This window comes from Knoellia pratensis, from assembly GCF_042666395.1.
Taxonomy (GTDB): Bacteria; Actinomycetota; Actinomycetes; order Actinomycetales; family Dermatophilaceae; genus Knoellia; species Knoellia pratensis.
In genome coordinates, this window is record NZ_JBHTDJ010000002.1 from 511675 (window position 1) to 524379 (window position 12705).

Here is a 12705-nt window from a genome sequence, read left to right on the forward strand (position 1 = left end):
TGAGGGGCACTCTGGATCCCTGACGAAGGAACACCCCATGCACTTTGCTCGAGCCGTCATCATCGGCGCCGCAGCCCTGCTCACCCTGGCGCCACTAACCGCGGCCACCTCCGCGTCCGGCGCTCCGGCCCGGCCCGGCAACGGTCAGGACCTGCGCGTCGCGACCTACAACCTCTCGCTCAACCGCGGCACCGCGGGCCAGCTCGTGCGCGACCTGTCGACGCCCGACAACGCCCAGGCCAAGGCCGTCGCCGAGGTCATCCAGCGCGCCAACCCTGACGTCGTCCTCCTCAACGAGTTCGACTACGTCGAGGGCGGCACCGCGGTCGACCTCTTCCGCGACAACTACCTCGAGGTCGCCCACAACGGCGCGGCTGCGGTCGACTACCCCTACGCCTACACGGCCCCGGTCAACACCGGTGTCCCGAGCGGCTTCGACCTCAACAACGACGGCACCATCGGCGGCGGCGACGACGCGTTCGGCTTCGGGCTCTTCCCCGGTCAGTACGGCATGGTCGTCCTGTCCAAGTACCCGATCCAGACCGACGGCATCCGCACGTTCCAGCACTTCCTCTGGAAGGACATGCCCGGCAATGTCCTTCCCACGAACTGGTACTCGCCGCAGGAGCAGGACATCTTCCGCCTCTCGAGCAAGTCGCACTGGGACATCCCCGTGACGGTCGGCAAGCGCACCGTCCACGTCCTCGCTGCCCACCCCACACCGCCGAGCTTCGACGGCCCCGAGGACCGCAACGGTCGTCGCAACCACGACGAGATCCGCTTCTGGGCCGACTACGTCACCCCCGGCCAGGGTGGCTACATCTACGACGACCAGGGCGCTCGCGGCGGGCTCAACCCGAGCTCGAGCTTCGTCATCCTCGGCGACTACAACGCCGACCCGCTCGACGGTGACTCCTTTGGCGGGGCCATCCACCAGCTGCTCGAGAACAAGCGGATCACCGACCCGCAGGCCACGTCCGAAGGCGCCGTCGAGGCGTCGCAGCTCCAGCGAGGCGCGAACCTCACCCACAAGGGCGACCCCAAGTACGACACGGCCGACTTCTCGGACAGTGCGCCCGGCAACCTTCGCGTCGACTACACGCTCCTGTCCAAGAGCTTCTCGGTGAACGACGCCGGGGTGTTCTGGCCGGTCCAGGCCGACCCGCTCTTCCGTCTCACAGGTGTCTTCCCGTTCCCGACGAGCGACCACCGTCTCGTCTGGGCGGACGTCACCTTGCGCTGATCGTCCCGGACGACAAGCCTTTCGGTATGCCGTGGCACCCGTCGGGTGCCACGGCATACCTGCGTCTGTGGCTCTGGGACGGGGAGTGCTCCCCATGGCACAGCGCGCTGCTGCGCGCCTAATCTCAGTGAAGAGGTTCGGCGGGGGACGCTGAATCCGGGCGAGAGGACGGGGTTGTCGTGGGAGATGTGAAGTTCCATGTGGTTCCCGATCACATGGACGCAGATGCCAGCCTGTGGTCGGGGGCCTCGGACTCGCTCGGGAAAGCCGTGGCAGCAGTTCCGGCCCTGAGCATCAAGTTTGGTCGTTTCGAGGACTCGGTCGGTGAGAACTACGCGATCGCGGACAAGGCTGTTCGGGCGTCGATCGTCACCGGTGAACAGCGGCTCGGAGCGATGGCGACCAATGTCAACGCCAACAACACGCGCACCAAGGGGAACGACGAGGACGCGGGCAAGCGTGTGACCGGCGCCGGACGCGAGAGTGCGGGAGGCAGCGGCTCCGACCACGACGCGGGGGGAAAGGGCAAGGACCACTACGCCGAACTCATGAGTCAGCAGGCGATGCCCACCGACCCCAAGGACCGCGAGATCACGTTCGACCGTCACGTCGACCCGCAGACAGGCGAAGTGACGTGGTCGCCGCGCGCGATGGAGCCCGGGGAGTCCACGAGGGTGGACGGCCGCGACGTCGAACGGATCCCACAGCGCGCCGATCGCATCGTCGTGACGATGGTGAACGGTGAACCCCAGATCACCTATGTCGACACTGACGCGAATGCAGGTCCCGGGGGCAAGGGCAGCAGTTGGCAGAGCGACGTCGCCACCCAGCCCGAGGCTCGGGTCGTCGCCGGAAGCGGCGCGCAGGAACCGCTGCCGCAGGTCCCGCAGACCGAGTGGAGCCGCCCGCTCCCCGCCGGGGCTGACTACGCGGTCGTCGAGATGCGTGATGGCCAGCCCCACGTGGTCTTCCTGGACGTCCAGGGTGGCGACGTGTCCGAGTTGCGTGACGTGACGCTGGCCGACGGTGTCGCAGATCGGCCCGTCCCGACCGCCGTGCCCGAGAGGGCGCCCGCATCCCAGCCCGTCCAGACGGAGGCACGCCCATGACCCAGTCCCTGGCGACATCCGTGGCCCAGCTCAAGCAGTACCGCACGACCTTGACCACCTATGTGGACCACATCCAGGGTGAGTACCTCGCCTACGTCAACGGCCACCCGAAGTGCATGGGTGACCAGTACGTCGACGGACAGGATGGCGGCCGGTCCTGGCACGAGTACGCCGACCGTGTCGGGGTCGTCAAGGGCTACATCGACGAGTACATCGATGACACGGAGTGGATCGGTCAACTGCGTACGCGCTCGGGCCAGTGGAAGACGGCGACCGGGCACGCCCTCGATGCGTCCCTCGACACGGACGAGGGCAAGTTCCCTGCCGTCTCATCCTGGGAAGGTCCGGCGGGTAACGCCTACCGCAAGGTGGTCCCCACGATGTGCTCCGCGGCCGACTACGCCGTCACCGGCTGCAGCACGATGCAGAGTGCAGCTCACGCCATCGCGGAGGCAGGCCAGAAGTTCTTCGCCGATCTTGAGGCGGCCATGGGGACGCTCGCAGGCAGCCTCACCCACTACAAGGCGCCGCCGCTGAGCCTCAACTCGGGCGGGTACTCGCTGTCGCCCCAGGGCGCCTACCCGTGTGGTCAGCTGACCCACCTCCACTCGGCCGGGGAACACCCGTGGACCGCCTACGACTCATATGTCGACGCCAAGGATGCGCTGCGGCTGGCGGTGACGCAGTCCGTCCGGGTGACGAATGCCGGTGGCCCCGCCAACGGCTTCACCAACGTGGACGAGTTCCTCAAGCCGTGGCCTGCAGCACCGGTGGGCGGCTGAGCAACCGGACCGCGCGGCATACACGGTCTGGCGTGGACGGGGCTTGCCCAGCCTTGAAATAGGCTGGGCGGACCATGGCACGTCGCATCCCCGAAGGCCCTCCGCCGCCGCTCGCGGTCCAGAAGCTCCGCATCCGCTACGCCAAGCGCGGTCGGCTGCGCTTTTCGTCGACCCGCGACTTCGCGCGGGCGCTCGAGCGGGCGCTGCGCCGCTCCGGCGTGCCGATGGCGTTCTCGGCCGGCTTCCACCCGCACCCCAAGATCAGCTACGCCAACGCGGCGCCGACGGGCACGGCGAGCGAGGCCGAGTACTTCGAGATCTCGGTGACCGAGCGCGTCGATGCCGAGGCCGTGCGCCTCGCGCTCGACGAGGCCCTGCCGCACGATCTCGACATCATCGAGGTCGTCGAAGCCGGCCCCGGCGGGCTCGCCGAACGCCTCGAGGCGAGCGTCTGGCGTCTCGAGATGCGTGGGGTCACCCACGAGTCCCTGGCGTATGCCGTGCAGCAGTTTCTCGCTGTCGAGGTCGCCGAGGTGACCCGCATGTTCAAGACCGGGGCCAAGACCTTCGACGTCCGCTCGGCCGTCGTGTCCATGGTCGCCACCGAGAGCGATGACGCCTCGTGTGCGATACTTCAGATGGTCGTTCGGCACACCACACCGTCCGTTCGCCCCGATGACATCCTGACCGCACTGCGCGCAGTGACCGAGCTCAGGCCACCGGTCCCACCTCTGGTGACCCGACTGGCCCAGGGCCCACTGCTCACCGAAGTTGCCGGGGTGGCCGATCCACTGGCCGCCGACAAGGACGCCGTCGGTTCCTGATCGGTTGCCGCAGCGGAGATCCAGGCCGCGCGAAACCGTTGGGGAACAGCACACGACTTCCGTGTCGGGAAATTTCACCCGGCACGATCGCGACACGAGCCCCACGGGGTCGACAGGTCCGGGTTCTCGCCCAGACGGTGTGGCTGACGGCCACGTGGCGCCGAGAGGGTCACAGCCCATGGCTACCCAGGACGAACCCACCACCCAGAACGATGCCGGCAGCAGCGACGCCAGCACGACCGACGCTGCCGAGGCGGGGCCCGTGAAGGCACCTCGTCGTCGCCGCGCGACCAAGAAGGCTGCTGCCCCTGTGACGGCCGAGGCCACGACCGACGCGGCTGAGGCTCCGGCCGAGCCCGCCGGCGAGCCGGCAGCAGAGCCCGCAACGGATGAGGCCCCTGAGGTCGCGCCGAAGAAGCGGGCGGCCAAGAAGACCGTCAAGAAGGCTGCGAAGAAGGCGCCCCGCGCCAAGAAGGCCGTCGCCGCCGAGCCCGAGGTTCTGTTCGAGGACGTCACTCCCGTGGTCGACGAGGACGAGGCCCTCATCGAGGAGCCCGTCGTCGAAGCCGAGCCCGAGGAGGACGTGGCCCCCAAGGCTGTTCCGTCGTTCGGCCTGCTCTTCCAGGCCCCGGACATCACCGCCGCGCCGCGTCGTCGTCGAGCGACCTCCCCCGCTCAGGCACCCAGCGAGGGCACCATCGACCGTGCGCCCGAGGTCGAGGCGCCGGCGCAGGACAAGGCAGCTGTCACCGAGGTGGACGCCAAGGCCGACAAGCCGGTCCGTGCTCGCCGCGGGAGCAAGGCGGCCAAGGCTGCCGAAGCCGCGGAGTCGACTGACGCCGAGCAGGCGACCGACGACGAAGCCATCGCCGACAACCGCGACGACTCCGGCGAAGAGCCCCAGGAGGGTGCCCGTCGCCGTCGTCGTGGTGGCCGAGGTCGTCGTGGCCGCGGAGGCAACGACCGCTCCGAGGACAACGGCTCCGACGACGCCGGGTCCGCCGATGGCTCTCCCGCCGCTGACCGTGACGACTCCTCTGACGACTCCGACGAGTCGGACGACCAAGACGACACGCGCACCGATGACAGCGCCGACAACGAGAACGGTGAGGGCGGCACCAACCGTCGTCGCCGTCGTCGCCGCCGCTCCGGTTCCTCTGCCGAGGGCGATGACCCGCCCGGCACCGTCACCAAGGTCCGCGAACCCCGCAAGGCGCGCGAAGTCAGCGACGAGCCGACCGCAGTCAAGGGTTCAACGCGTCTCGAGGCCAAGAAGCAGCGTCGCCGTGAGGGCCGTGAAGCCGGTCGTCGCCGCACGATCATCACCGAGGCCGAGTTCCTGGCCCGCCGCGAATCGGTCGAGCGAGTCATGACCGTGCGCGGCAAGGGCGACAAGACCCAGATCGCGGTCCTCGAGGACGGCGTCCTCGTCGAGCACTATGTCTCGCGCGAGACCAACGCCTCGATGGCCGGCAACGTCTACCTCGGCCGCGTCCAGAACGTGCTGCCCTCCATGGAGGCCGCGTTCGTCGACATCGGCAAGGGTCGCAACGCCGTCCTCTATGCCGGTGAGGTCAACTGGGACGCCGCCGGTCTCGAGCAGAACCGCGCCAAGCGCATCGAGAACGCCATGGGCTCCGGTGACACGGTCCTCGTCCAGGTGACGAAGGACCCGATCGGCCACAAGGGTGCGCGCCTCACGAGCCAGATCTCGTTGCCGGGGCGCTACCTCGTCTACGTCCCCGAAGGGTCGATGACGGGCATCTCGCGCAAGCTTCCCGACACCGAGCGCGCCCGCCTCAAGGCCATCCTCAAGGAGGTTGTGCCCGAGCACGCGGGAGTCATTGTCCGCACCGCGGCTGAGGGTGCCTCCGAGGAGGAGCTGCGCGCCGACGTCGAGCGCCTCACCAAGGCCTGGGAGAAGATCCAGCAGAAGGTCGCGTCGGCGACCTCCAAGAAGGCCGGCAGTGGCGGCGCCCCGGTCCTGCTCCACGGTGAAGCCGACCTCACGGTCCGCGTCATCCGCGACGTCTTCACGGAGGACTTCAGCGAACTCATCGTCTCGGGCGACCAGGCGTGGTCCGAGGTCAGCGGCTACGTCGAGGACGTCGCTCCCGACCTCGCCAAGCGCCTCACCCACTGGACCTCGGAGGAGGACCTGTTCACCGCCCACCGGGTGGACGAGCAGATCTCCAAGGCCATGGACCGCAAGGTCTGGCTGCCCTCGGGTGGCTCCCTGGTCATCGACCGCACCGAGGCCATGACCGTGGTCGACGTCAACACCGGCAAGTTCGTGGGCTCCGGCGGAAACCTCGAAGAGACGGTCACCAAGAACAACATCGAGGCCGCAGAGGAGATCGTGCGCCAGCTCCGTCTGCGCGACATCGGCGGCATCATCGTCATCGACTTCATCGACATGGTGCTCGAGTCCAACCGCGACCTCGTGGTCCGCAGGCTCCTCGAGTGCCTCGGACGCGACCGCACGAAGCACCAGGTCGCCGAGGTCACCTCGCTCGGCCTCGTGCAGATGACGCGCAAGCGGGTCGGCTCGGGCCTCATCGAGGTCTTCTCCGAGCAGTGCCAGCACTGCGACGGGCGCGGCATCATCGTGCAGAGCGAACCGGTGGACCGCACCGGCACCCAGAACGAGCACGGGCACTCCAACGGCGCTGTCGGCGGACCGGGTGGCCAGGGCAACGGCAAGAGTGGTGGCGCCTCCGGCCGTGGCCGTGGCCGTCGTGGCAAGGGCGACTCCGGTCAGGCACCCGCACCCAAGGACGTCCCGGCCGAAGAGGCTCCGCCGGTCCGCAGCGGACCCACCGCTGCCCAGATCGCCGCAGCGGCCCACGCCGCAGCGATCAAGTCCGTGTCCGGTGAGCCCACCGACGACGACGTCGCTGAGCTCGCCGCCCCGTCAACCGAGTCAACCGAGTCCGCTGAGGCGACCGAGTCAACCGAGTCCGCAGATGCCACACCAGTTGAGTCCACCGAGCCCAGCCACGTGGCTGAGCCCGCCCAGACCGTGCCCGCCACGGTCATCGCCGAGGTCGGTCGACCCGACTCCGCGCACGACACCGAACCGGTTCGTCCCATCGTGGCCGAACCCGCCCCGATCGACGAGCCCGTCGTCCGTCCGCGCCGCAAGCGTGGCCGGGTCGTCGCCCCCGCAGGTCCGCCGAAGTCGCCGGATTTGGAACAGGGCGAGAACGACCGCTAATCTTGTCCGTCGGTGCGCCCACCGAGCCGATGTCCTGCGTCATGAGTGTTTTCACGAACACTTCGCGTCACGGGGTAGCTATCAGCCGGTCATCCAGAGCGAGTGCATCCTGATTCGAAAGTGAGCTCCACTGTGTACGCGATTGTTCGCGCAGGTGGTCGGCAGGAAAAGGTCTCCGTCGGAGACGTCCTGCTGATCGACAAGGTCGGCCGTGCCGGCGACAGCATCGACCTGACCCCGCTTCTCGTCGTGGACGGCTCGACCGTCACCTCCGACGCCTCGAAGCTGGCCAAGGTTTCCGTGAAGGCCGAGGTCGTCAAGGCGGCCAAGGGTCCCAAGATCGTGATCATGAAGTACAAGAACAAGACCGGCTACCGCAAGCGCCAGGGTCACCGTCAGCACCTGACCCAGATCAAGATCACCTCGATCGACGCCTGAGCGTCCGTCCACAGACTCACGAAGGTAGAGACACATGGCACACAAGAAGGGTGCAGCCTCGACCCGTAACGGTCGCGACTCCAACTCCCAGCGACTCGGCGTCAAGCGCTTCGGCGGCCAGCTCGTCAACGCGGGCGAGATCATCGTCCGCCAGCGCGGCACGCACTTCCACCCCGGTGAAGGCGTCGGCCGTGGCGGCGACGACACCCTGTTCGCGCTCGTCGCGGGCAACGTGGAGTTCGGCACGAAGCGTCGTCGCAAGGTCATCAACATCGTTCCGACGGAGAAGGTCGCTGCAGAGTGACCCTCCCGGTGAGAGCCGGTGTGCCGTGAGCTGAGCTCGGGCGCACCACCTCACCACCGCGAAAGGCGGGCTGGATTCCGATCCGGCCCGCCTTCTCGTTTCCCCGCCAGTGGGCCCCACCTTGCGTCTGCGCCTCTGGCTGCTAGAGCAGCCACATCCGCAGACGTTGCGGGTATGCCGCCCGCTCACCTCCCACTGCGTCTGCGCCTCTGGCTGCTAGAGCAGCCACATCCACAGACGCAAGGGGCATGCGGGAGCGCCCGTAGACTGGGCACCCGGACCAGCCCCACCAGATCACGCATCTCGTACCCCCCTTGGAAGCAGGAACCATTCATGGCCGTCAACTTCGTGGACCGCGTCGTCCTCAACGTCGCGGCCGGTGACGGCGGGCACGGCGTGGCCTCGGTCAAGCGCGAGAAGTTCAAGCCCCTCGGTGGACCCGACGGTGGCAACGGTGGCAAGGGTGGCTCTGTCATCCTGCGGGTCGACCCGCAGTCGACGACGCTGCTGGACTACCACCACACCCCGCACCGTCGCGCCCCCAACGGCAAGCCCGGTGGCGGCGACGAGCGCAACGGTGGTGACGGCGCCGACCTCGTCCTGCCCGTGCCCGAGGGCACGGTCGTCAAGAACGCTGCCGGCGACATCCTCGCTGACCTCGTGGGTCACGACGCCGAGTTCGTCGTCGCCGCGGGTGGTCGCGGGGGTCTGGGCAACAAGCAGCTCGCGTCCGCGCGGCGCGTGGCCCCGGGCTTCGCCCTTCTCGGCGAGCCCGGCGAATCCCTCGAGATCGTCCTCGAGCTCAAGTCCCTCGCCGACGTGGCGCTCATCGGCTTCCCGAGCGCCGGCAAGTCCTCGCTCGTGTCGGTCGTGAGCGCGGCCAAGCCCAAGATCGCGGACTACCCGTTCACGACGCTCATCCCCAACCTCGGTGTCGTCACCGCAGGCAGCGCGCGCTACACGATCGCCGACGTCCCCGGCCTCATCCCGGGGGCCAGCGAGGGCAAGGGCCTCGGCCTCGAGTTCCTCCGCCACGTCGAGCGCTGCTCGGTCCTCGTGCACGTCGTCGACTGCGCCACCCTGGAGTCCAACCGCGACCCGATGAGCGACCTCGACGTCATCGAGGCCGAGCTCGCGGCCTACGTCCCCGACGACAGCCTCGGCGGTCGCCCGTTGTCCGAGCGCACCCGCATCGTCGTCCTCAACAAGGCCGACGTCCCCGACGCCCGGGACCTGGCCGAGATGGTCAAGCCCGACCTCGAGGCACGTGGGCTCGAGGTCCACGTCGTCAGTGCCGTCGCCCACACCGGGCTCAAGGAGCTGACCTTCTCGCTCGCCAAGCACGTCGCTGCTGCCCGCGCCGAGATGGAGGCCCTGGTGGTCGAGCGGCCGCGCGCCATCGTCCGGCCCAAGGCCGTCGACGACACCGGCTTCACGGTCCGCAAGGAGAACACGTCCGACGGTGAGGTCTTCCGGGTCCAGGGCGATCGCCCGACCCGCTGGATCCACCAGACCGACTTCTCCAACGACGAGGCCGTCGGCTACCTCGCCGACCGGCTCAGCCGACTCGGTGTCGAGGAGCAGCTCTACAAGGCCGGTGCCGTTGCCGGCTCGACCGTCGTCATCGGACCCGAGGACAACTCGGTCGTCTTCGACTGGGAGCCCACGATGGCTGCTGGCGCCGAACTTCTCACCGGCCCTCGCGGGACCGACCTGCGCCTCGGCGAGAACGACCGCAAGAGCCGCGGCGAGAAGCGCCAGGAGTTCCACGGTCGCAAGGACGCGCAGACGGCGGCTCGCGAGACGCTCGCCGCCGAGCGCAAGGCGGGCCACTGGGCCACCGCGCGCGACGACGACAACGACGAGTGAGCGCGGGTCGTGGGCACTGAGGCGGTCCTGCGCGCCGCCATCGGCAACGCGCGCCGCGTCGTCGTCAAGGTCGGCTCGTCCTCTCTCACGGGTCCCGGTGGGGGCGCCATCGACGAGGCGCGTCTCGTCGCGCTCGTGGGACACCTCGCGGCTGTCCGGGCGCGTGGGGGAGAGGTCGTCCTCGTCTCGTCCGGTGCCATCGCTGCGGGCCTCGGGCCGCTGGGGCTGACCTCACGTCCGCGCGATCTCGCCACGCAGCAGGCGGCAGCCAGCGTGGGGCAGGGAGCCCTCGTGGCGGCATACGCCCGCGCCTTTGCCCACCACCACCTCACCGTCGGCCAGGTGCTGCTCACCGCCGACGACGTCACGCGACGCACGCACTACACCAACGCCCGGCGCACCCTGACCCGACTCCTCTCCTTAAGCATCGTCCCGGTCGTCAACGAGAACGACACCGTCGCCACCCACGAGATCCGCTTCGGTGACAACGACCGGCTCGCAGCCCTCGTCTCCCACCTCGTCGGCGCCGACGCCCTGGTGCTGCTCACCGACGTCGACGCGCTCTACGACGGCCCTCCTTCACGAGCCGGCTCGCAGCGGATCTCTGCAGTCCTGTCGGGCGAGGACCTCGCCGGCGTCGAGATCGGTGGCACGGGGAGCTCGGTCGGCAGCGGTGGCATGGCCACCAAGGTGGAGTCGGCCGGCATCGCTGGTGCGGCCGGCATACCCACCGTCCTGTCGCGTCTCGCAGATGCCGGGCACGCGCTGGCAGGTGACGACGTCGGCACCGTCTTTGCGCCGCAGGCGCGCTCACGGGCCTCGCGTCAGCTCTGGATCGCCCACGCCACGACGCCCCGCGGGCGCCTCATCGTTGACGAGGGTGCGGTCACTGCGCTGACCAAGCGGCGCACGTCGCTCCTACCCGCCGGCATCGTCGAGGTGCAGGGCACCTTCACCGGGGGAGACCCGGTCGACGTGTGCGCGCCCGACGGGCGGGCCATCGCTCGTGGTCTCGTCAATTACTCCTCGGGCGAGCTTCCACACATGCTCGGACGCAGCACGCACGACCTGGCCCGCGATCTCGGTGCGGCCTACGAGCGCGAGGTCATCCACCGCGACGACCTCGTCATGCTCTGAGCCGCGTTCTCCCGGACAGGTTCTCGCTGAGGCCTACTCGCCACACGCGGGGACACGGTCGACGCCCGCCACGACCTTTGTGGCAGGATGCAAATGCCGCAGTGCACGGGAAGTCGGTGTGATTCCGACGTGGTCCTCGCCACTGTGACCAGGGAGTGGCTCTTCGTCGTTCGCCACTGACAGCCGCAGGTTCACGCCGGGCTGTTGGGAAGGCCGAGGAGTCGTGGTGATCTGGAAGCCAGGAGACCGGCTGCGGCGCAGATCAGTCCACGAGGCATGGAACGAAAGGGTCCCGAAATGACCAATTCCTCAGTTGTTGCTGTCCCCGCACGCCCGGCATCGCTCGCGAGCATCCGCGTCCCCCTGTGGGCGTGGGCGCTGCTCGCCTTCGCGGTGTTCGCGCTCTACTTCGTCTCGCAGGAGAACGGCGCGCTGCTCAGTGCGTCCAATGCGCAGATGCTGCACGAGCTCACCCACGATGCGCGCCACGCCCTCGGCGTGCCGTGCCACTGATCCACGGCTGATCTCCCAAGAGCACTTCACGTGATCAGTTTTGGATCCGTGCTGCGCAAAGGCGTGGCAGCGGGTGCTGCTGCCGGTCTGGCCGCAGCACTCGTCATCTGGCTCTTCGTCGAGCCCGTCATCCGCAAGGCCCTCGTCATCGAGGACCAACGCGGTGCATCCGGTGGACACGCAGGCCACTCGGCCCTGTTCACCTTGCCGAACCACCTCCCGGCACACGGCGACGAGCTCGTCTCCCGGGCCCAGCAGGTCGTGGGTGGCGCGGTCACCTCGCTCCTCGTCGGGATCGCCTTCGGCGTGATCTTCGCGGTCGTTTATGCGAAGGCTCGTCACCACCTCGTCGGGAGCAGCGACTTCTGGCGTTCGATCGGTCTCGCGGCCATCGGCTTCGGAGCGATCACGCTCCTGCCGGCGATCGTGATCCCGGCCAACCCGCCGGCCGTCGGCGATCCGGCGACGGTCACCCAGCGCACCTGGCTCTATGTCCTGTCGCTGCTCCTCGGTGTCGCCATCGCTCTTGCTGTGCCCTTCCTCGACCGGGCCCTGGCTCGGCGTGGGCTCGCGGACTCGACCCGGTGGTCGCTCGACGTGCTCGCCACGGTCGTGGCTGTGGTCGCCGTCGTCGCACTGCTGCCGGGTTCTCCCGACGCGGTGCCGGGCGACGTCCCGGCCGCCCTCCTGTGGGAGTTCCGGATCGCGTCACTCGCACAGCTTGCTGCCATGTGGGTGACGCTCGGGACGGTCTTCGGACTGCTCATGGAGCGGGCGACGGTCGCCGAGCGTGAGGCAGCCCCAGTGGCCGAGCGTGAACTCGCCGCTGCTGGCTCCTCACCCGTGGACGCGTGAGTCGGCGCAACGACACGACCTGCACCATCCGCGTCTGCCGTGACTGCTGCTGCGGCACGGAGCGCAAGCACCCCGGCGTCGACCACGACGGGCTTCTCGCCCGACTCGAGGACGGCGCCCCGGGTGCTGCGCAGGTGTCGGTGAGCAACTGCCTGTTGGCCTGCGACCAGTCCAACGTGGTGGTCGTGGTGCCGTCACCGTCTGGCCGGCGCGCAGGTGGTCGGCCCGTGTGGGTTCGTGGCGTTCTCGATGACGCGACGGTCGATGCTCTCGTCGCGTGGGTGCGTGAAGGTGGACCGGGCTGGACAGACCCGCCGGACCAGGTGGCGCGCCGGGCGTTCCCGCCGAGCGGACTGTCCCGCGATTACGTCACCCTCTGAACCCGGACCTACCGCATCGTAGGTGGGGTGATCA

General features: G+C 68.8%; 12 protein-coding genes and 1 riboswitch. All 12 genes read left to right on the plus strand.

Going from position 1 to position 12705, the window contains the following annotated elements; translation table 11 throughout:
* Window positions 1-37: 37 nt before the first annotated feature.
* Window positions 38-1243, plus strand: a complete 1206-nt coding sequence (locus ACFQRE_RS09585) for an endonuclease/exonuclease/phosphatase family protein (RefSeq protein WP_380121552.1) — start codon at window positions 38-40, stop codon at window positions 1241-1243.
* Between the two features lie 179 nt (window positions 1244-1422).
* On the plus strand, window positions 1423-2352 hold the full coding sequence (locus ACFQRE_RS09590; RefSeq protein ID WP_380121554.1) for a hypothetical protein: 930 nt from the start codon (window positions 1423-1425) through the stop codon (window positions 2350-2352).
* The gene (locus ACFQRE_RS09595) at window positions 2349-3134 is read left to right on the plus strand and encodes a hypothetical protein (RefSeq protein ID WP_380121556.1); all 786 of its coding nucleotides are present in this window, start codon (window positions 2349-2351) and stop codon (window positions 3132-3134) included. Before ACFQRE_RS09590 ends, ACFQRE_RS09595 begins: the two co-directional genes overlap by 4 nt.
* Before the next feature lie 74 nt (window positions 3135-3208).
* The gene (locus ACFQRE_RS09600; protein WP_380121559.1) at window positions 3209-3958 is read left to right on the plus strand and encodes a TIGR03936 family radical SAM-associated protein; all 750 of its coding nucleotides are present in this window, start codon (window positions 3209-3211) and stop codon (window positions 3956-3958) included.
* A gap of 178 nt (window positions 3959-4136) precedes the next feature.
* A complete protein-coding gene (locus ACFQRE_RS09605) occupies window positions 4137-7175 on the plus strand; it encodes an Rne/Rng family ribonuclease (protein WP_380121562.1) in 3039 nt (1012 codons plus the stop codon).
* A 132-nt stretch (window positions 7176-7307) separates the two neighbouring features.
* Window positions 7308-7613: a 50S ribosomal protein L21 gene (rplU, locus tag ACFQRE_RS09610; protein WP_009778363.1), complete on the plus strand. Its 306-nt coding sequence runs from the start codon at window positions 7308-7310 to the stop codon at window positions 7611-7613.
* 34 nt (window positions 7614-7647) lie between these two features.
* Entirely contained in the window at window positions 7648-7917 is a 270-nt protein-coding gene (gene rpmA / locus ACFQRE_RS09615; protein ID WP_380121564.1) for a 50S ribosomal protein L27, read from the plus strand.
* A gap of 333 nt (window positions 7918-8250) precedes the next feature.
* The gene (obgE, locus tag ACFQRE_RS09620; protein ID WP_380121567.1) at window positions 8251-9786 is read left to right on the plus strand and encodes a GTPase ObgE; all 1536 of its coding nucleotides are present in this window, start codon (window positions 8251-8253) and stop codon (window positions 9784-9786) included.
* 9 nt (window positions 9787-9795) lie between these two features.
* Complete coding sequence (proB, locus tag ACFQRE_RS09625) at window positions 9796-10923, plus strand: glutamate 5-kinase (RefSeq protein WP_380121569.1); 1128 nt, start codon at window positions 9796-9798, stop codon at window positions 10921-10923.
* Window positions 10924-11005: 82 nt separating this feature from the next.
* Window positions 11006-11192: riboswitch (cobalamin riboswitch) on the plus strand.
* A gap of 28 nt (window positions 11193-11220) precedes the next feature.
* Entirely contained in the window at window positions 11221-11436 is a 216-nt protein-coding gene (locus tag ACFQRE_RS09630; RefSeq protein WP_380121571.1) for a CbtB domain-containing protein, read from the plus strand.
* A gap of 48 nt (window positions 11437-11484) precedes the next feature.
* Window positions 11485-12291, plus strand: coding sequence for a CbtA family protein (locus ACFQRE_RS09635; RefSeq protein WP_380121573.1), 807 nt, complete (start codon window positions 11485-11487; stop codon window positions 12289-12291).
* The gene (locus ACFQRE_RS09640) at window positions 12288-12671 is read left to right on the plus strand and encodes a hypothetical protein (protein WP_380121575.1); all 384 of its coding nucleotides are present in this window, start codon (window positions 12288-12290) and stop codon (window positions 12669-12671) included. The genes ACFQRE_RS09635 and ACFQRE_RS09640 overlap by 4 nt, the downstream gene beginning before the upstream one ends.
* Window positions 12672-12705: the final 34 nt, after the last annotated feature.

Coding starts and splice junctions, on each gene's coding strand:
- ACFQRE_RS09585 (WP_380121552.1), top strand. CDS start 38: ATGCACTTTGCTCGAGCCGTCATCATCGGCGCCGCAGCCCTGCTCACC.
- ACFQRE_RS09595 (WP_380121556.1), top strand. CDS start 2,349: ATGACCCAGTCCCTGGCGACATCCGTGGCCCAGCTCAAGCAGTACCGC.
- ACFQRE_RS09600 (WP_380121559.1), top strand. CDS start 3,209: ATGGCACGTCGCATCCCCGAAGGCCCTCCGCCGCCGCTCGCGGTCCAG.
- ACFQRE_RS09605 (WP_380121562.1), top strand. CDS start 4,137: ATGGCTACCCAGGACGAACCCACCACCCAGAACGATGCCGGCAGCAGC.
- rpmA (WP_380121564.1), top strand. CDS start 7,648: ATGGCACACAAGAAGGGTGCAGCCTCGACCCGTAACGGTCGCGACTCC.
- obgE (WP_380121567.1), top strand. CDS start 8,251: ATGGCCGTCAACTTCGTGGACCGCGTCGTCCTCAACGTCGCGGCCGGT.
- ACFQRE_RS09630 (WP_380121571.1), top strand. CDS start 11,221: ATGACCAATTCCTCAGTTGTTGCTGTCCCCGCACGCCCGGCATCGCTC.